At 59.5% G+C, this 18,700-nt stretch carries 16 protein-coding genes and 1 pseudogene; 5 read left to right on the plus strand and 12 right to left on the minus strand.

The features are described from left to right. Positions 1 to 69: 69 nt before the first annotated feature. From VF672_RS07670 to VF672_RS07700, 7 genes are all read right to left on the minus strand, one after another. Positions 70 to 396, minus strand: a complete 327-nt coding sequence (locus VF672_RS07670) for a GIY-YIG nuclease family protein (protein ID WP_331103271.1) — start codon at positions 394 to 396, stop codon at positions 70 to 72. Positions 397 to 441: 45 nt separating this feature from the next. After that, positions 442 to 927, minus strand: coding sequence for a nuclear transport factor 2 family protein (locus VF672_RS07675; RefSeq protein WP_331103273.1), 486 nt, complete (start codon positions 925 to 927; stop codon positions 442 to 444). 89 nt (positions 928 to 1,016) lie between these two features. After that, positions 1,017 to 2,330, minus strand: a complete 1,314-nt coding sequence (locus VF672_RS07680; protein WP_331103275.1) for a CynX/NimT family MFS transporter — start codon at positions 2,328 to 2,330, stop codon at positions 1,017 to 1,019. A gap of 180 nt (positions 2,331 to 2,510) precedes the next feature. Beyond that, entirely contained in the window at positions 2,511 to 3,275 is a 765-nt protein-coding gene (locus VF672_RS07685) for an amino acid ABC transporter ATP-binding protein (protein ID WP_037014923.1), read from the minus strand. Positions 3,276 to 3,285: 10 nt separating this feature from the next. Continuing rightward, positions 3,286 to 4,383: an amino acid ABC transporter permease gene (locus VF672_RS07690; protein ID WP_331103279.1), complete on the minus strand. Its 1,098-nt coding sequence runs from the start codon at positions 4,381 to 4,383 to the stop codon at positions 3,286 to 3,288. A gap of 10 nt (positions 4,384 to 4,393) precedes the next feature. Continuing rightward, positions 4,394 to 5,575 carry an amino acid ABC transporter permease gene (locus VF672_RS07695; RefSeq protein ID WP_331103281.1) on the minus strand — a complete coding sequence of 394 codons (1,182 nt, stop codon included), beginning with the start codon at positions 5,573 to 5,575 and terminating at the stop codon, positions 4,394 to 4,396. Between the two features lie 64 nt (positions 5,576 to 5,639). Beyond that, the gene (locus VF672_RS07700) at positions 5,640 to 6,671 is read right to left on the minus strand and encodes an amino acid ABC transporter substrate-binding protein (RefSeq protein WP_331103283.1); all 1,032 of its coding nucleotides are present in this window, start codon (positions 6,669 to 6,671) and stop codon (positions 5,640 to 5,642) included. A 490-nt stretch (positions 6,672 to 7,161) separates the two neighbouring features. Here VF672_RS07700 and VF672_RS07705 point away from each other — a divergent pair, with 490 nt between their 5' ends. Then, entirely contained in the window at positions 7,162 to 7,818 is a 657-nt protein-coding gene (locus VF672_RS07705) for an alpha/beta hydrolase (protein WP_331103285.1), read from the plus strand. Between the two features lie 108 nt (positions 7,819 to 7,926). Then, entirely contained in the window at positions 7,927 to 9,399 is a 1,473-nt protein-coding gene (gene rhlB, locus VF672_RS07710) for an ATP-dependent RNA helicase RhlB (RefSeq protein ID WP_331103348.1), read from the plus strand. Positions 9,400 to 9,432: 33 nt separating this feature from the next. On the opposite strand, the gene moaE is transcribed toward rhlB, so the two are convergent. The 5 genes and pseudogenes from moaE to VF672_RS07735 all read right to left on the minus strand — a co-directional run. Continuing rightward, complete coding sequence (gene moaE, locus VF672_RS07715) at positions 9,433 to 9,882, minus strand: molybdopterin synthase catalytic subunit MoaE (RefSeq protein ID WP_331103287.1); 450 nt, start codon at positions 9,880 to 9,882, stop codon at positions 9,433 to 9,435. A gap of 1 nt (position 9,883) precedes the next feature. Beyond that, positions 9,884 to 10,135 (minus strand): MoaD/ThiS family protein, encoded by a 252-nt coding sequence (locus VF672_RS07720; protein ID WP_414705581.1) that lies wholly within the window; start codon positions 10,133 to 10,135, stop codon positions 9,884 to 9,886. After that, entirely contained in the window at positions 10,132 to 10,617 is a 486-nt protein-coding gene (gene moaC, locus VF672_RS07725; protein ID WP_331103289.1) for a cyclic pyranopterin monophosphate synthase MoaC, read from the minus strand. The genes VF672_RS07720 and moaC overlap by 4 nt, the downstream gene beginning before the upstream one ends. Before the next feature lie 224 nt (positions 10,618 to 10,841). Beyond that, complete coding sequence (locus tag VF672_RS07730; protein ID WP_331103291.1) at positions 10,842 to 12,236, minus strand: PhoH family protein; 1,395 nt, start codon at positions 12,234 to 12,236, stop codon at positions 10,842 to 10,844. A 406-nt stretch (positions 12,237 to 12,642) separates the two neighbouring features. Next, positions 12,643 to 13,803 (minus strand): annotated as a pseudogene (locus tag VF672_RS07735) (polysaccharide deacetylase family protein); the annotation flags it as partial. Positions 13,804 to 13,989: 186 nt separating this feature from the next. Between VF672_RS07735 and yaaA the strand changes: the two are divergent. From yaaA to alg8, 3 genes are all read left to right on the plus strand, one after another. Then, a complete protein-coding gene (gene yaaA, locus VF672_RS07740; RefSeq protein WP_331103293.1) occupies positions 13,990 to 14,769 on the plus strand; it encodes a peroxide stress protein YaaA in 780 nt (259 codons plus the stop codon). A 994-nt stretch (positions 14,770 to 15,763) separates the two neighbouring features. After that, positions 15,764 to 17,080 carry a nucleotide sugar dehydrogenase gene (locus VF672_RS07745; protein WP_331103295.1) on the plus strand — a complete coding sequence of 439 codons (1,317 nt, stop codon included), beginning with the start codon at positions 15,764 to 15,766 and terminating at the stop codon, positions 17,078 to 17,080. A gap of 129 nt (positions 17,081 to 17,209) precedes the next feature. Then, complete coding sequence (gene alg8 / locus VF672_RS07750) at positions 17,210 to 18,691, plus strand: mannuronan synthase (RefSeq protein ID WP_331103297.1); 1,482 nt, start codon at positions 17,210 to 17,212, stop codon at positions 18,689 to 18,691. The last annotated feature ends 9 nt before the right edge of the window (positions 18,692 to 18,700 follow it).

Raw genomic sequence — 18,700 nt, forward strand, 5'->3', positions numbered from 1 at the left:
GACATGCTTCGGGCCATCCGCAGGAGTAAACCGTCAGCTTAGCGCCCCGAGCGCTCACGGCATACCCGCTCAGGCTGATGGCCCGGCATCACTGGGCTGGATGTAGCCGGCTGCCAGGCATTCCTTGGCGCTTTTGCGCAGCTTCTTGATCAACCGTTCCTGACGCAAAGCGTCCCCCTTGTCGCGGCAGGCTTCGACATACACCAGCGCCACCGCCCGGCTTGAACTGAAGAAGCGCGCACCTTTGCCGCTCTGATGCTTGATGAAGCGCCGTTGAGGGTCGGTGCTGATGCCGCAGTACAACGAACCGTTGGCTGCGCGCACCAGGTACACAAACCAGGATTTGGCAGGCGCATCTTCCCCCAGGGGGGTGATGGCGATTTCGATTTCAGGCATGCGGGACCGCGGCACAGTGATCAAGGGTGAAGATTTTACCAAGCGTCAACGCCCGGCTTGAAAAGCTTTCAGCCCTTTCTGTCCCTGTGCACGGATGGCGTTCTGCACAAACGGCGCCCAGCCCAGTAACGCACCTCTGGTCCCCAGCGCTTGGCGCGACCAGCGCCATAAATCGAACTGGTCGTGGTGCTCGCAGATTTTCCCGTCGCGAAACACAAACCGCGCCTGAATATCGTTGATCACCGTGCGCCCGGTCTGGCTGAAGAGGTAGGTGGCAACCCAATGGGCGGCGCCGGTCGTTGCATCCGCACGGACGTGATCGAAAATCACCGAAAAGTCACGGGCGCGCGACGTCAGCATGCGCCACATGTCGCCGGCTTCTCGCCCGCGCAACTCACCAAACACCGGGTCGGAAAACACCACGTCTTCGCTGTAGCACGCGGCCATCGCCTCGGCGTCGAGGCGGCTGAACGCCTCATAAAAGCGCGTGATCAACGCGCTGTTGTGCTCGCTGGTAAGGGTCTCGCTCATGCGAATGACGTCCATGGAAAAGAGGTGCCTGCACGATAAGCGGCTGCACGGCGTTTTGCCACGAGCATTCGCACGGGAAATGCCGTCCCTCAGACTTTCTCGCTGGTGACGTCCACATAACGCGCACGTCCGGCGCCGAGGCCGGCAATGATCGCGGCGGCACCGATGATCCCGAAGATCCAGCCCACCGAGTCCCAGTTGCCGGTCCAGTCATGCACCACGCCTACTGCGAAGGGCCCAAGCGATGCCAGCGTGTAGCCGAAGCCTTGCGCCATGCTCGACAGGTTGGCGGCGACGTGAGAGTCCCGCGAACGCAAGACGATCAGGGTCAGCGCGAGGCTGAACGTCCCGCCCTGCCCCAGCCCGAGCACAATGGCCCAGGCCCACAACTGCTCCAGCGGCGCGTACAGGCAGCCGAACAGGCCCGCCAGGGTCAGCAGCATGACCAGCACGATCGCAATGCGCTGATCCTTGCCGCGAGTGGCGAGCCAGGGAGCCGCCAGCGAGCTGACCAGTTGCACCATGATCGAGCCGGACAGCAATAAGCCGGCTTCAGTGGCGGTGAGACCGCGGCCGATAAGGATGGATGGCAACCAGCCGAAAACGATGTAGGCCAGCGAAGATTGCAGGCCCATATAAAAGGTAACCTGCCAGGCCAGCGGATCGCGGCGCAGACCGCGCACACGATAAGCAACCTGATGCTGGCCGTGGCGCTGACGCGTCTGTGGCCACCAGAAGATCGCCGCGAGAATCGCCGGGACGATCCAGAATCCGAGACCCAGACGCCAGTCGCTGCCGTTGCCGTTGCCGTTACCCAATGCCTCGCTCAACGGAACGGTGGAGCCCGCCGCCACCGCCGCGCCCAGGCACAGCGCCATGGTGTAGACGCCCGTCATCGCACCGGCCTGTTTCGCGAAGTCGCGCTTGACGATACCGGGCAACAACACCCCGATGATGCCAATGCTGGCGCCCGCCATGACGCTGCCGGCAAACAGGCCGAACTCACCCAGCGAACTGCGCAAAACGATCCCGCAGGCCAGCGTCAGCAGTATGCCCAGCACCACCCGTTCGCTGCCGAAACGCCGTGCCAGAATCGGCGCAAGCGGCGCAAACAGACCCAGGCACAACACGGGCAGCGTCGTCAGCAAGCCGGCCGTGGCCGCAGAAATCCCGAGACTGCGTGACACCTCACTCAGCAACGGCGCCATGCTCGACAACGCCGGGCGCAGATTGAGCGCCACCAGCACCAGGCCCAACAGCAGGAACCACGGGCGTTTGAGCACGGGATGTTGCTGCTGCACTTGCTCGTCATCCGCTTCTGCATCGATCAGCAGCTTGTCGATATCGTGAGGGGTCGAAGCATGGGAACGGGTACTGCTCGCCGTCGGCGCCTTGGTCGTCATGGGATTCTCGTGGGGGCAGGAGGATGTAACAGCGCAATTGCGCAAGGCCCAATCCTGTTGGAGATCGAGAGAGAACACAAGTTTTACGAAGATTGCGTACAGTTTTGCAGCGCAGGTGAGGTGATCACCCATAAAAAACCCGGGCACAGGGCCCGGGCTCTTTGCGTAGCGGCTACTGACTCAATGCAGGATCTGGCTGAGGAACAGCCGTGTGCGGTCGCTTTGCGGGTTGTCGAAGAAGTCGTTTGGTGCGGCTTGTTCGACGATCTCGCCCTTGTCCATGAAGATCACGCGGTTGGCCACGGTGCGGGCGAAGCCCATCTCGTGAGTCACGCAGAGCATGGTCATGCCCTCTTCCGCCAAGCCCACCATGGTGTCGAGCACTTCTTTTACCATCTCCGGATCGAGGGCAGAGGTCGGCTCGTCGAACAGCATGATTTTCGGCTTCATGCACAGGGCGCGGGCAATCGCCACACGCTGTTGCTGACCACCGGAAAGCTGGCCCGGGTACTTGTGCGCCTGCTCCGGAATACGCACGCGCTCCAGGTAGTGCATCGCGATTTCTTCGGCCTTGCGCTTGGGCATCTTGCGCACCCACATCGGCGCCAGCGTGCAGTTCTGCAGGATGGTCAGGTGCGGGAACAGGTTGAAGTGCTGAAACACCATGCCGACTTCGCGGCGGATGGTTTCGATCTGCTTCAGGTCAGACGTCAGCTCGGTGCCATCGACCACGATGCGACCCTGCTGGTGCTCTTCCAGACGGTTGAGGCAGCGAATGGTGGTCGACTTGCCTGAGCCCGACGGGCCGCACAAGACGATACGCTCGCCCTGACGCACGTTCAGGTTGATGTCTTTCAATACGTGGAACTGGCCGTACCACTTGTGTACGCCTTCCATCCGGATCATGCCTTCGGCGCCCAGAGGCTTACTGATAGCTTCACTCATCACAAAACTCCTAACGCTTGTGGCCTGTGTCCAACTTACGCTCCAGGTGCATGGAGTAGCGGGACATGCCGAAACAGAAGATCCAGAACACCAGGGCCGCGAACACGTAGCCCTCGGTCGCCATGCCGAGCCACTTGGGGTCGGCGGCGGCTTGCTTGACGCTATTGAGCAGGTCGAACAGGCCGATGATGATCACAAGGCTGGTGTCCTTGAACAACGCAATGACCGTGTTGACCAGGCCGGGAATCACCAGCTTCAAGGCTTGCGGCAGAATCACCAGCCCCATGCGGCGCCAGTAACCGAGGCCCATGGCGGCCGCCGCTTCGTATTGACCCTTCGGAATGGCCTGCATGCCGCCGCGAACCACCTCGGCCACATACGCCGACTGGAACAGGATCACGCCAATCAAGGCGCGCAGCAGTTTGTCGAAGTTCATGCCTTCAGGCAGGAACAACGGCAGCATCACCGACGACATGAACAGCACGGTGATCAGTGGAACGCCCCGCCAGAACTCAATGAACGTCACGCACATCACGCGGATTGCCGGCATCTCGGAGCGACGCCCCAATGCCAGCACCACGCCCAGCGGCAACGCGCCTGCGATACCCACCGTGGCGATCACCAGGGTCAGCATCAAGCCGCCCCACTGACTGGTTGCGACCTGGTCCAGGCCGAACACACCGCCATGCAGCAGGAAGTAGGCCACGATCGGGTAAATGAACAGGAACGACAGGCCGTAGATCGCTTTGCGCGGCATCACGCTGATGAACAGCGGCGCGACGCCGATGATCGCCAGCCAGACGGTCAGATCGACCCTCCAGCGCAGGGCCTGAGGGTAATAGCCGTACATGAACTGGCCGAAGCGCTGCTCGATGAACACCCAGCAGGCGCCCGCCTTGGTGCAGTCTTCACGCGTGGTGCCGACCCAGTTGGCATCAAAGATGGACCAGCTCAGCAACGGCGGAACAACCAGCCAGATCAGGTAGATTGCGAACAGGGTCAACAGCGTGTTGAGCCAGTTCGAAAACAGGTTCTGGCGCATCCACGCCACCGGGCCGAAGACTTTGCTCGGCGGTGGCATGTCGGGTTTGAAAATATGGGATGTCATGCGCGTTTCCTCACCGCTCGATCAGCGCAATGCGCTTGTTGTACCAGTTCATCAGCAGGGAAATGCTGATACTGATCGCCAGGTACACGCTCATGGTGATGGCAATGACTTCGATGGCCTGACCGGTCTGGTTGAGCACGGTACCGGCAAACAGCGAAACCATTTCCGGGTAGCCGATACCGGCGGCCAGCGAAGAGTTCTTCGCCAGGTTCAGGTATTGGCTGGTCAATGGCGGAATGATCACCCGCAGCGCCTGCGGAATGATGACCTTGCGCAGCGTCGGGCCAGGACGCAGACCCAGCGAACGCGCCGCCTCGGTCTGGCCGTGGCTCACCGATTTGATGCCCGAACGCACGATCTCGGCGATGAACGCCGCCGTGTAAACCGTCAAAGCCAGCGTTAGCGCCAGCAATTCAGGGATCAACACCCAGCCACCGACAAAGTTGAAGCCTTTTAGCTCAGGCAATTCCCAATGCAGCGGCGCACCGAAGATCAGCGCGCAGAGCGCCGGGATCACGATGAACAGCGCAAGGCCTGCCCAGAACTTGTGGAACGGCACGCCCGTGGCTTCGAAGCGCTTGTTCGCCCAGCGTGTCATCAGCACGATGGCAACGATCGCCAGCACCACACTGATCACGAACGGCCAGGCCGCATCGGTGGCAATGGCGGCCGGCATGTTCAGACCACGACTGCTGACGAAGAACGAGCCGAAAAACCCGTGGGCAGCCCGCGGCCCCGGCAGTGTCAGGAACACGGCGAAGTACCAGAACAGGATCTGCAGCAGCGGCGGAATGTTACGGAAGACTTCGACGTAAACCGTCGCCAGCTTGTTGATGATCCAGTTGTTGGACAAGCGCGCGACACCGACGATAAAACCGAGCAGGGTCGCGAGGATCACGCCAATGAATGTCACCAGCAGCGTGTTGAGTAAACCGATCAGGAAAACCCGCGCGTAGGTGTCCGACTCCGTGAACGGGATCAGATGCTGCGCGATGCCGAAGCCGGCACTGTTTTCAAGGAAACCGAAACCTGAGGTGATCCCCCGGTGTTGCAGGTTGGTCTGGGTGTTATCGAACAGATACCAACCCATCGCGACTACGGCGACAACCGTAATTATCTGAAATAGCCACGCACGCACTTTAGGGTCGCTGAGGCTGAGCCTCTGCTTTGGTGCGCTGATTTGATTTTGCATGGAGTGCCCCGGAAGAAATGCAACAAAGCGCCCGGCTGCCTTTACGCAGCCGGGCGCAGGTCAATCAACGCACAGGTGGTGCGTATTGAATGCCGCCAGCGTTCCACAGAGCGTTCTGACCGCGGTCGATTTCCAGAGGAGTGCCCTTGCCCAGGTTCTTCTCGAAGATTTCGCCGTAGTTACCGACTTGCTTGACGATTTGCACGACCCAGTCTTTCTTCAGTTTCAGCTGCGGACCGTAATCGCCGTCAGCACCCAGCAAGCGGGCCACGTCAGGGTTCTTGGTCGACTTGGCTTCAGCTTCGACGTTCTTGGAGGAGATGCCCGCCTCTTCAGTGTTCAGCAGCGCGTAGCCAACCCAGCGAACAATGGTGGTCCAGTCTTCGTCGCCACGCGCGACAACAGGGCCCAGTGGTTCTTTGGAAATGGTTTCAGGCAGAACCACGTAGTCCTTCGGCGAAGCCAGCTTGGAGCGCTGTGCGTACAGCTGGGATTTGTCGGAGGTCAGTACGTCGCAACGACCGGATTCCAGCGACTTGGCGCTTTCGTCGGAGGTGTCGAAGGTGATCGGGGTGTACTTGAGGTTGTTGGCGCGGAAGTAGTCCGAGACGTTCAACTCAGTGGTGGTACCGGCTTGAATACAGATGGTCGCGCCGTCCAGTTCCTTGGCACTTTTCACGCCCAGCTTGCTGTTGGCGAGGAAGCCAACGCCGTCGTAATAGGTCACGAAGCCCGGGAACACCAGACCCATGCTCGCGTCGCGGGAGCTGGTCCAGGTGGTGTTACGCGACAGGATGTCGATTTCGCCGGACTGCAGCGCGGTGAAGCGCTCTTTGGCGTTCAGCTGGCTGAACTTGACCTTGGTCGCGTCGCCAAAAATCGCAGCAGCGACAGCGCGGCAGAAGTCGGCGTCGATGCCCTGGATCTTGCCGCTGGCGTCCGGAACCGAGAAGCCTGGCAGACCGTCACTGACGCCACACTGAATAAAGCCCTTCTTCTGAATGGCGTCCAGCTTGGCACCCGCTTGAGCGAACCCGGTCAGGCCGAGCGCTGCAGCGGCGGCCACTACAGCCAGGGTGGATTTCAACATCTTCATTCAAACCTCCAGTTTGCTCTTTGTTGTGTAGGAGCCTTAGCCCCGTCGCACCCTTGTGAGGCATTCATGACCCGTGCTGGCTTATTTTTGGGTCATGCGACGTTGAACCCGTTTTACCGCCACCGACGCCAGGCATCTGGTCATCGCGTGATCGGCATGTTGCGAGTCCAGCAGACTGAAGCCCCATGATGTCCTTGAACCCCGAGGTTCAAAGCGAATCGTGCCGGGAATCCTGCTCGATGATTCCATGCTGCCTCTGACGCAACACCGGGCTGTCTGCTTGATAGCCTATTAGTGTTACCGCGCGAGGTGAGCGCCTTCACTCCGCGGGTTGTGTAGCAAAGCCCGTACCACCATGCTGGCAATGTCGAATTAGCGACAGGTCAAGATCAAAACTTGTAACCTTGCGACATCTTGATTCGAACGCTGACGCCCCGGCGCACCGCCTTAAAGCGCTGCGACGAGGGCATTGCACACTTATGGAGCACACATGACTGAACCCTTGATCATCGAGCCGGAATCGGCCGTCGACGCCTGCGTGATCTGGCTGCACGGACTGGGCGCTGATCGCTACGATTTTCTGCCCGTCGCCGAGATGCTGCAGAAGTCGCTGAGCACCACACGGTTCATTTTGCCGCAGGCGCCCACTCGGGCCGTCACCATCAACGGCGGCTACGCGATGCCCAGCTGGTACGACATCAAGGCGATGAGCCCGGCCCGCGCCATCGACATCGATGAACTGGAAGGCTCGGCGCAGCGCATCATTTCGTTGATCGAGCAGCAACGCGACAGCGGCATCGACCCGGCCAGAATCTTTCTGGCCGGATTCTCCCAAGGTGGCGCGGTGGTGTTGCACACGGCCTTCTTGCGCTGGGAAGGACCGCTGGGCGGCGTGCTCGCGTTGTCCACGTATGCGCCGACCTTCAGCGACGAGATGCACCTGTCTGCCAGCCAGCAACGTATCCCGGCCTATTGCTTGCACGGCAGCAACGACCCGGTGGTTTTGCACGCAATGGGGCGGGCGGCTTATGAGCATCTGAAGGCGCAGGGCGTCACCGTGACATGGCAGGAATACCCAATGGAGCACGAAGTGTTACCGCAGGAAATTTCCGACATAGGTGTCTGGCTCGCGGATAAGCTTCGCTAGCCCACTCATTTGATCCTTCCAATTACGTTGCGGATTTGCTAGGACACTACGCGGCGCCGGGTTCTTGCTTTACACTCCCCGGCGTACATTCCTAAATCAATCGATGAGATCACCGTGCTCAAAGCACTTAAAAAGATGTTCGGAAAAAGCGAGGCTGAGCCGCTCGCGCCTGCCGCTCCCCTTCCCGCCCGCCAGCGCCAGACCGAAAGCGTTTCCCGGGAACCGTCCGCAGCACCCGTGCACGCGCAATCGCCCGAGCACGAGGCAGCCCCCGCATTGGCCGTACCGCCGGCCGCCAAGGCAGAACGCCCGCGCCGTGAGCGTGCGCCCAAGCCCGTCGTCATTCCCTGGAAACCCGAAGATTTCGTCGTCGAGCCCCAGGAAGGCAAAACCCGCTTCCACGACTTCCCTCTTGCTCCTGAATTGATGCACGCCATTCAGGACCTTGGCTTCCCGTACTGCACGCCTATCCAGGCGGGCGTTCTGGGTTACACGCTCAAAGGCCGAGATGCGATCGGCCGTGCTCAGACAGGCACAGGCAAGACCGCCGCCTTCCTGATTTCCATCATTACCCAGCTCACCCAGACGCCTCCGCCAAAAGAGCGCTACATGGGTGAACCGCGTGCGCTGATCATCGCGCCGACCCGCGAGCTGGTGGTGCAGATCGCCAAGGATGCCGAGGCCCTGACCAAGTACACCGACCTCAACGTGATGACGTTCGTCGGCGGCATGGATTTCGACAAGCAACTCAAGCACCTGGAAGCTCGCCACTGCGACATTCTGGTCGCCACGCCAGGCCGTCTGCTGGACTTCGCCCAGCGCGGCGAAGTCCACCTGGACATGGTTGAAGTCATGGTGCTGGACGAAGCCGACCGCATGCTCGACATGGGCTTCATTCCTCAGGTCCGCTCGATCATTCGCCAGACCCCGCACAAGGGCGAGCGCCAGACGCTGCTGTTCTCCGCCACCTTCACCGAAGACGTGATGAACCTGGCGAAGCAGTGGACAACCGATCCGGCAATCGTCGAAATCGAATCGCTCAACGTCGCCAGCGACACCGTCGAACAGCACATTTATGCCGTGGCCGGCGCCGACAAGTACAAGCTGCTGTTCAACCTGATCAACGATAACGGCTGGGAGCGGGTGATGGTGTTCGCCAACCGCAAGGACGAAGTCCGGCGTATCGAAGAACGCCTCGTGCGCGACGGCATCAACGCTGCGCAGTTGTCCGGCGACGTGCCACAGCACAAGCGCATCAAGACGCTGGAAGGCTTTCGTGAAGGGAAGATTCGCGTGCTGGTGGCCACCGACGTGGCCGGCCGCGGAATTCACATCGACGGCATCAGCCACGTGATCAACTTCACGCTGCCGGAAGTACCGGACGACTACGTTCACCGTATTGGCCGAACCGGTCGTGCAGGCGCGGATGGCGTATCGATCAGCTTCGCCGGCGAAGACGATTCGTATCAGTTGCCATCGATCGAAGAAAAACTGGGGCGCAAGATCAGCTGTGAAACGCCGCCGACCGTGTTGCTACGGCCTGTTGTGCGCGTGCAGCGGGCGATTCCAGCGGCGGAATGACGCCACACATCTGTAGGAGCGTGACTCTACCGGCTACTTCCAGCGATCCGCAGCCTTGTGGTCGCTGTCACGCCCTTCGACCCAGCGCGGCCCTTCTGAAGTGTTTTCCTTCTTCCAGAACGGCGCACGGGTCTTTAGATAATCCATGACGAAATCGCAGGCTTCGAATGCCGCCTGGCGATGGGCGCTGGCCGCCGCGACGAACACAATCGGCTCGCCAGGTTGCAACTCGCCCACCCGGTGGATCACCTCAAGCTTGAGCAGCGGCCAGCGTTGCTGCGCTTCGTCGACGATTTTGAGCAACGCTTTCTCGGTCATGCCGGGATAGTGCTCGAGAAACATTCCCGCCACCTCACGGCCGTCGTTGAAGTCACGCACGTAGCCGATAAAGCTGACCACTGCCCCCACGCCAACATTGGCATCGTGCATGGCATTGACCTCAGCACCGGGATCGAACGCCGCGGCTTGTACTCGCACACCCATATCAGCCTCCAGTGACGGTCGGGAAGAACGCCACCTCATCGCCCGGCTCAACCGGTTCGTCCAATGAGCACAGCGACTGATTACGGGCGCACATGATGCCTTTCTCGCCGAGCACCTCCCACACGCCGCCGCGCTCAAGCAAATGCTGGCGCACGGCGTCAACGGTGGCGAACGCGCCTTCGAGGTGCTCGCTCTCGGTGCCGAGGGTTTCGCGAAAACGCGCGAAGAACTGAACTTGAACGTGAATGGTCATCGGGCACTTACCGGTTCGTCAGCAACGAAGTGCCCGCTTTTACCGCCGAGCTTTTCGAGCAATCGCACGTGTTCGATGGTCATGCCACGGTCCACCGCTTTGCACATGTCGTAGATGGTCAGGGCGGCGATGCTGGCGGCCGTCAACGCTTCCATTTCCACGCCGGTCTGGCCGGAGAGTTTGCAGCGCGCGAGGATGTGCACGCTGTCGGGGCTTTCGGCGGTGAGTTCAACTTTCACGCCCGTGAGCATCAACGGATGGCAGAGAGGAATCAGGTCGCTGGTTTTTTTCGCCGCCTGGATACCGGCGATGCGCGCAACGGCAAATACGTCCCCTTTGGGATGCCCGCCCGCTACGATCATTTGCAAGGTTTCGGGCAGCATGCGCACGCGCGCTTCGGCCACGGCTTCACGGAACGTCACGGCTTTTTCAGTGACGTCGACCATGTGGGCGCGACCTTGGGAATCGAGATGGGTAAGCACGGGATAACTCCTGAACAGGAGCGGGGATTGTAACGCCGATGCGGCACGAACGGCACCGCGCTGGGCGAGAAACCGCGTCAGGCGCGGGGTCGTAGGAGCCGGCTTGCTGGCGAATGCAATGGATCAGCCGCCGATGCAGTGCATGACCGAAAGCGTTCGCCAGCAAGCCGGCTCCTACACGTCCAGCGGTAAGTGGATATTCATGTAAGGCGATGGACCACAGTTTACAGATGGCTCTCCGCGTATTCAGCCAGGATGGAGCGTGGAACACCTTGCAGGCTGATGTGCACGCCGTTGGGGAAGTCTTTGAAACGCTCCGTCAGGTAAGTCAGCCCCGAACTGGTGGCTGACAGGTAAGGAGTGTCGATCTGCGCCAGGTTACCCAGGCAGACCACCTTGGAGCCGGCGCCCGCACGGGTGATGATGGTTTTCATCTGGTGCGGCGTGAGGTTCTGGCACTCATCGATCAGGATCAGACTCTGCTGGAAGCTTCGACCTCGAATGTAGTTGAGGGATTTGAACTGCAGCGGCACTTTGCTCAGGATGTAATCGACGCTGCCATGGGTGTTTTCATCGTCCATGTGCAGCGCTTCCAGGTTGTCGGTGATCGCACCAAGCCATGGCTCCATCTTTTCAGCTTCGGTGCCGGGCAGAAAGCCGATCTCCTGGTCGAGCCCCTGCACGCTGCGCGTGGCGATGATGCGGCGATAACGCTTGCTGACCATCGTCTGTTCGATGGCAGCGGCCAAGGCAAGAATCGTTTTGCCCGAACCTGCTGCGCCAGACAGATTGACCAGATGAATATCCGGATCGAGCAGTGCGAACAGCGCCAGCCCCTGATAAATGTCGCGCGGTTTCAGCCCCCACGCCTCCTGGTGCAACAGCGGCTCCTGATGCATGTCCAGCAACAGCAGTTCATCGGGCTTCACGCCTTTGATCCAGCCCACGAAGCCTTGCTCATCAATAATGAATTCGTTGATGTGCACGGCCGGAATCTGCTCGATCATCTGCACCTTATGCCAGGTACGCCCATGATCCTGACGGGTATCGACCTTGCTGACCCGGTCCCAGAAAGAGCCGGTCATGGTGTGGTAGCCACGGGAAAGCATCGACACGTCGTCGACCAACTGGTCGGTGCTGTAGTCTTCCGCTTCGATACCGCAGGCGCGCGCCTTGAGGCGCATGTTGATGTCTTTGGTGACGAGCACGATGCGCGTGTCCTTTTTCAGCGCGTGCAGGTCAATCAACTGGTTGATGATGATGTTGTCATTGAGGTTGTCGGGCAGCAGCCGGTTGGGCTCTTGCCGCTTGTTCATGAGGATAGACAGGTAACCTTTGAAAACGCCTGTACCGCGGTCGATCGGTACGCCTTGTTCGACCTCCTCCGGGGTCGCTTCGCCGAGTGTCTTGTCAATTAACCGGATCGCCTGCCGACATTCGGCAGCCACCGAGTGCTTGCCTGCCTTGAGCTTGTCCAGTTCTTCCAGGACCGTCATGGGCAGTGCAACGTGATGTTCTTCGAAATTCAGAAGCGCGTTTGGATCATGGATCAATACGTTGGTATCGAGCACGTAGAGGATTGGTTGGTTAGAGGAAGGGCTGCGTCCGTGGTCATCCATACTCGCTCACCTTTGTAGTGGCTAGGTGACGCAACACGCTGCGATGCTGCGCCACGAAAAGGCCGTCGAGCTTTCTCCTTGAGGCAGGAGAAAATTGCGCAAAGTGGGGTCTGGAATGACGCCACCTGTCTTGCAGGTTTCGGCGGTCTGTTGTCGTAATACCGCAAAACCGATGACATAAAAACGCGTTTCAACGCTTTTTGAAGTTTATTTCTCAGGGGGCCAATTACCCCTTGGCGGATGGGGCAGGCGCGTTTACAGTCGGAAGTCCGGTCTGGGAGAAATCCTCAGAAATTTCCGACATTCCCCCTCGTCATTCCCGTTCCTGCTCCCCTTGCACGCCCTGACCATCCGCGGGATCCGACTGCTCGGCCGGCGCCTCGGCGGCGTCATCGTCCGGCGTATCAGCGTCCTCATCCTGGGCATCGGCTTCGTCCGCCAGTTGCTGCGGGTAGATGTGGCAGTCTTCCCACATCACGCCGCTTTGCGCGGTATTGGCCATCAGCCACGGCACCGCCTGCTGTGGCTTGTCCGTACTGTCATGGAATACCACATTGCCGCGCCGCCACAGCAGCATCAGCGTGAGCACCCGATTGGCGGCCTGCTCGGCGCTGATACGGCCGGTGCTGTCCTGGGAGTCAATGTTCCACAGCGAGACCCGGAGTTGTTGATCCCGGAAGAACGGCGCGCTGTCCGCACGACGATGACCGTAAGGCGGGCGGAACAGCGGCACGAAATTGTCCGGCAGCACCTGCTGAACCAGCGCGGCCGTACGCTCGATGGAATCTTGCCAGTCGCGCCAGTGCGCATGGGACCTGAACTCCCAGCCCTGCAGGCCGACACATTGCTGACGGTAGAGCGTTTGCAGCGCCTGAGGCGACGAGTTCTCGAGCCGACTTTGCAAGCCCTTGCCCAGCACAAAGAAGGTTGCGGTCAGCTTCTGTTGGCGCATGAAGTCGGCCAGCCAGTCGGTGGCGCCGTCAGCGACGGTCGGACCGCTCTCGAAATTGAGCAGGAAGGTACGGTCCGGCATCTCCTCGCCGCTGAGCTCGTCGGAGTTGTAGCGCTCGATCTCGCTGCTGGTTTGCGGGAACAAGGCGGCCATGCGCAACAGTTCGTTCAGGTAGCGCTGGTTAAACGCATCCGCCGGCGCTGCCCATCGCGCATAGAAAGAGTCGTCGGCGACTTTATATTCAGCGGCGCGCTGGCGCAGCATCGGCACGTCATCGACCAACACACAGAACGAGGCGTCGGCTTCACAGGTTTTTTCAGCGAATTGCCAGTTCTGGAACAGGCGCGTCCACAACCGTGTGCGGATCAGGTTCACCGTCGGCAGGTTGATCTGGCGCAGACCCAGGCGCGCGCCAAGCTGGGCATCGCTGAGGTTTTCGCTTTCGAGCAACTGGTGCGCGAAGCTGAGAATCTGCGCGCGCGAAGCCACATCGAACAGCTGCGGCGTTTCCAGAGCCTCCGGCCAGACACTGCGATCCAGCATCGCAATATCGCCCGTGGCCGCTTGTGCGTTGAGCCCCAGAAGGCAGGCTCCGATCAATAACAGCATGCGCAACACAACGTGCTCCCAATCCTTGATAAATAGGCCGAAAACCGGCGAAGCACTATAGCCGGATTTTGCTCCGGGCCAGAATGCCGTATCGCGGCACCACGGCTGGAGGAACGCCACCTATCACCACCATAGCTGGAGTGATCGGCACGCAACCCCTAGAATCGCCCGACGATTAAAGGAGACCTGCCCATGCTGATGGTGATTTCCCCAGCCAAGACCCTCGACTTTGAAACACCGCCTGTCACCAAACGCTACACACAGCCGCAGTTTCTGGACCATTCTCAGGAGCTCATCACCCAGTTGCGAGACCTGACGCCGGCGCAGATCGGTGAACTGATGCACCTGTCAGACAAACTCTCAGGCCTTAATGCCGCCCGCTTTGGCAGCTGGAACCCGGCGTTCACGCCCAAAAATGCCAAGCCGGCGCTGCTGGCATTCAAAGGCGATGTTTACACAGGCCTTGCCGCCGACACCCTCAGCGAAGCCGACCTGGATTACGCCCAGAAGCACCTGCGTATGTTGTCCGGGCTCTATGGATTGTTGCGTCCTCTGGACCTGATGCAACCGTATCGTCTGGAAATGGGTACCAAGCTGGCAAACGCCAGGGGCAAGGATCTTTATGCCTTCTGGGGCAACCGCATCAGCGAGTGGCTGAACGATGCGCTGAAAGAGCAAGGCGACGACGTACTGCTCAATCTGGCATCGAACGAGTATTTTTCGGCAGTAAAGCGTCCGTCACTCAATGCCCGGGTGATCGAAACAGAGTTCCGCGACCAGAAAAACGGCCAGTACAAGATCATCAGCTTCTACGCCAAGAAAGCCCGGGGGATGATGAGTCGGTTCGTGATCTCCGAGCGCATCAGTAAGCCCCAGGACCTGACGCAATTTGACGTCCATGGCTATCGCTACGACAAAGCGCTGTCGTCGCCCGACAAGCTTATATTCCTGCGCGATGAACAAGACGCCTGAGCTGCCACCCTTCCCTTCTCCAGCACGCATTGCCCGGTGATGCAATCTCCGGGCAAAGCGACGCCATGGGCTCCCCGCTTCGGTGCATTGATCAACACCTTTGAGTGGCCGTTTAAGTGCAACTGAGTAGATCCCACCATTCGAATGGGCTGACCCCTCCAACTGACTGCCAAAGTAAAAAGTGATCCAGGTCGCAAATCTCGACACTTAGTTAGTTCATAAACACGTATTTTCGCAGACGAACGGTAGTGCTGGCGGCTAATTGGCGCCAACCATAAGGCGGAAACTAACGTGCCCTTTTTTTCTCAAAAATTTAACAACTTTTTTTGCAGATTCTGGCGCCTTCATTTGAACTAGTGGCACTCTTCCCTCCAAGCGGACCAAACCCTTATAAACTAAGGCTGGGACCGCTGCCGGCCTCCCGCCGAGAGCCGTCGGTACCCAGCGGGTGTTACGAAAAATCTCAAAAAGAGGACGAGCGGCCCGGAACTTATGGGGATTGCCCACGCTCCTACATCCCGTAACAATTCTCGTCCCCCATGTAAGACATCTCTTACATGGCACATGGACAGATCTGGAAAGTTGCTTCTCAACGAAGTTAGACCCGTCGGTCAGGTGGTACGTACAAGGAGTCACGCACCAAACTAGTTGAAGTGAATTGAGCTAGCACCATTCGGGTGCCCGCAGTCGTGAATCGGGGCTGATTCATCGGGAGACGGCCAGAAGCCTTGTCCCAGACGGCCTGAGCGCGACGCGCAAACCATCCGCTGGAGTGCTTGCCACATCCCAGATCGGGAACCTATATAAATATGTATGGGCTACTCGACGCTTTGGATCTGTAGCATTCGGGTTTGCCTTTCATATAGGTAACTCACCCTTAATTCTGCCTGTGCTTGTCCCGCGACATTCATTTGTTGTGCGTACGAGTGCGCGAAAGTTGTAAGACAGTTTTTATATTCGGCCAACTAATGGCGTAAACATCGAGGAGATTACTATGCGTATCAGCATCTTTGGTTTGGGCTATGTCGGTGCAGTCTGCGCCGGTTGCCTCTCGGCGCGTGGTCATGATGTTGTTGGTGTGGACATCTCCGCTGCCAAGATCGATCTGATCAACAAAGGCAAGTCGCCAATCGTTGAGCCAGGTCTGGGCGAGTTGCTGGAAACCGGCATCAAGACGGGCAAACTGCGCGGCACCACGGACTTCTCCGAAGCCATTCGCGCCACTGACCTGTCGATGATCTGCGTCGGCACGCCAAGCAAAAAGAACGGCGATCTGGAGCTGGACTTTATTGAGTCGGTCTGCCGTGAAATCGGCTTCGTACTGCGTGACAAGAGCACCCGTCACACCATCGTCGTTCGCAGCACCGTTCTGCCGGGCACCGTGGCAAACGTCGTCATCCCGATCCTCGAAGACTGCTCGGGCAAAAAAGCCGGCGTCGACTTCGGCGTTGCTGTAAACCCAGAATTCCTGCGTGAAAGCACCGCGATCGCCGACTACGACCGTCCGCCAATGACCGTTATCGGCGAATTCGACAAGGCCTCGGGCGACGTTCTGCAGTCCCTGTACGAAGAACTCGACGCGCCGATCATCCGCAAGGACATCGCCGTTGCCGAAATGATCAAGTACACCTGCAACGTATGGCACGCGACCAAGGTCACCTTCGCCAACGAAATCGGCAACATCGCCAAGGCAGTCGGCGTCGATGGCCGTGAAGTCATGGACGTAGTGTGCCAGGACAAGGCGCTCAACCTGTCCCAGTACTACATGCGCCCAGGCTTCGCTTTCGGCGGTTCGTGCCTGCCGAAGGATGTCCGTGCCCTGACCTACCGCGCCAGCACACTGGACGTTGAAGCACCTCTGCTCAACTCCCTGATGCGCAGCAACGTGTCCCAGGTTCAGAACGCGTTCGACATCGTCGCCGCCAGCGACACCCGCAAAGTCGCGCTGCTGGGTCTGAGCTTCAAGGCCGGTACCGATGACCTGCGCGAAAGCCCACTGGTCGAGCTGGCAGAAATGCTGATCGGCAAGGGCTACGACCTGAGCATCTACGACGCCAACGTCGAATACGCTCGCGTTCACGGCGCCAACAAAGACTACATCGAGTCCAAGATCCCGCACGTTTCGTCCCTGTTGAACTCGGACTTCGACGCGGTCATCAACAACTCCGACGTCATCATCCTGGGCAACCGTGACGAGCGCTTCCGTGCACTCGCCAACAACGCGCCAGCCGGCAAGCGTGTGATTGACCTGGTGGGCTTCATGAAAGGCACCACCACCGAAAACGGTCAAATCGAAGGTATCTGCTGGTAACACACAGCAAGCTGCAAGCCACGAGCTGCAAGTTTCAGGCTTCATCCCTCCAGTCCCCGGCGTCCGCGCCTGCGACTGGAGGTTTGAAGCTTGCGGCTTGAGGTTGCAACTGACTTAGGGATACACACTATGCAAAGGCTGAAGCACTGCTTCCTCCAGGCCGCAGGTTGGCTGTTTTATTTAAGTTTGCTGGCGGCCATTGCCATGGCGCTGCCTGCATCGCTGTTTGACTCGCATTCCAAAAATTTCATTTTCCTGGTCGGTATCGTCGGCATCTGGCGTTACTCGATGGGCGCAACGCACTTCGTGCGCGGCATGATTTTCCTTTACATCGTCTACCCGCATTTGCGTCGCAAAGTGCGCAAGCTGGGCAAGGCAGCCGATCCCTCCCACGTGTTCCTCATGGTCACCAGCTTTCGTATCGATGCGCTGACCACCGCTCAGGTGTACAGCTCGGTGATTCGCGAAGCCATCAACTGCGGCTTCCCGACCACCATCGTGTGCTCGCTGGTGGAAATGTCCGATGAGCTGCTGGTCAAGGCACTGTGGGCCAAATACAACCCGCCGGAACACGTGAAGCTCGACTTCGTGCGCATTGCCGGTACCGGCAAGCGTGACGGCCTGGCGTTCGGTTTCCGCGCCATCTCCCGCCACATGCCTGACGACCGCGCCGTGGTTGCGGTAATCGACGGCGACACCGTGCTCGCTGAAGGCGTGGTGCAGAAAACAGTTCCGTGGTTCCAGCTGTTCGGCAACGTCGGCGGGCTGACCACCAACGAGTTCTGCGAAGTGCGCGGCGGCTACATCATGAGCGAGTGGCACAAGCTGCGTTTCGCTCAGCGTCACATCAACATGTGTTCGATGGCGCTGTCCAAGCGCGTGCTGACGATGACCGGCCGTATGTCGGTGTTCCGCGCAACGGTGGTAACCGATCCGGTTTTCATCGCCGACGTGGAAAGCGACTCGCTGCAGCACTGGCGTCTGGGCCGCTTCAAGTTCCTGACCGGCGACGACAAGTCCAGCTGGTTCAGCCTGATGCGCCTGGGCTACGACACGTTCTACGTGCCGGATGCCGCGATCAACACCGTTGAGCACCCGCCGGAAAAGAGCTTCCTGAAGGCCAGCCGCAAACTGATGTATCGCTGGTACGGCAATAACCTTCGCCAGAACTCCCGTGCATTGGGCCTGGGCGTGGGTCGTCTCGGCATCTTCACCAGCATCGTGCTGTTCGACCAGCGCGTGTCGATGTGGACGTCGCTGCTTGGTCTTACCGTTGCCATGCTGGCGAGCCTGAAATACGGCATCGAATACCTGCTGGCGTACCTGCTCTGGATCGGTATCACCCGCTTGATCCTGACGCTGTTGCTCTCGTGCAGCGGCCACCGGATCGGGCCGGCCTACCCGATCATTCTGTATTACAACCAGATCGTCGGCGCCCTGATGAAGATTTACGTCTTCTTCCGTCTCGACCGACAGTCCTGGACCCGCCAGGACACAAAACTGAGCCGCGACATGGCGAGCTTCCAGGGTTGGTTCAACACCTGGTCGTCGCGGACCATGACTTTCTCGGCTGGCAGCATCTTCGTTGCCGTGCTGCTGACAATGGTCTGAACGGGCCTC

This window comes from Pseudomonas sp. (genome assembly GCF_036387035.1).
Taxonomy (GTDB): domain Bacteria; phylum Pseudomonadota; class Gammaproteobacteria; order Pseudomonadales; family Pseudomonadaceae; genus Aquipseudomonas.

Bases quoted from the DNA above. Each gene is read 5' to 3' on its own strand.
- VF672_RS07705 (WP_331103285.1), top strand. From the start codon at position 7,162: ATGACTGAACCCTTGATCATCGAGCCGGAATCGGCCGTCGACGCCTGC.
- VF672_RS07685 (WP_037014923.1), bottom strand. From the start codon at position 3,275: ATGAGTGAAGCTATCAGTAAGCCTCTGGGCGCCGAAGGCATGATCCGG.
- VF672_RS07745 (WP_331103295.1), top strand. From the start codon at position 15,764: ATGCGTATCAGCATCTTTGGTTTGGGCTATGTCGGTGCAGTCTGCGCC.
- VF672_RS07670 (WP_331103271.1), bottom strand. From the start codon at position 396: ATGCCTGAAATCGAAATCGCCATCACCCCCCTGGGGGAAGATGCGCCT.
- alg8 (WP_331103297.1), top strand. From the start codon at position 17,210: ATGCAAAGGCTGAAGCACTGCTTCCTCCAGGCCGCAGGTTGGCTGTTT.
- VF672_RS07675 (WP_331103273.1), bottom strand. From the start codon at position 927: ATGAGCGAGACCCTTACCAGCGAGCACAACAGCGCGTTGATCACGCGC.
- VF672_RS07680 (WP_331103275.1), bottom strand. From the start codon at position 2,330: ATGACGACCAAGGCGCCGACGGCGAGCAGTACCCGTTCCCATGCTTCG.
- VF672_RS07700 (WP_331103283.1), bottom strand. From the start codon at position 6,671: ATGAAGATGTTGAAATCCACCCTGGCTGTAGTGGCCGCCGCTGCAGCG.
- VF672_RS07730 (WP_331103291.1), bottom strand. From the start codon at position 12,236: ATGGATGACCACGGACGCAGCCCTTCCTCTAACCAACCAATCCTCTAC.
- yaaA (WP_331103293.1), top strand. From the start codon at position 13,990: ATGCTGATGGTGATTTCCCCAGCCAAGACCCTCGACTTTGAAACACCG.
- VF672_RS07690 (WP_331103279.1), bottom strand. From the start codon at position 4,383: ATGACATCCCATATTTTCAAACCCGACATGCCACCGCCGAGCAAAGTC.
- VF672_RS07720 (WP_414705581.1), bottom strand. From the start codon at position 10,135: ATGACCATTCACGTTCAAGTTCAGTTCTTCGCGCGTTTTCGCGAAACC.
- moaE (WP_331103287.1), bottom strand. From the start codon at position 9,882: ATGGGTGTGCGAGTACAAGCCGCGGCGTTCGATCCCGGTGCTGAGGTC.
- VF672_RS07695 (WP_331103281.1), bottom strand. From the start codon at position 5,575: ATGCAAAATCAAATCAGCGCACCAAAGCAGAGGCTCAGCCTCAGCGAC.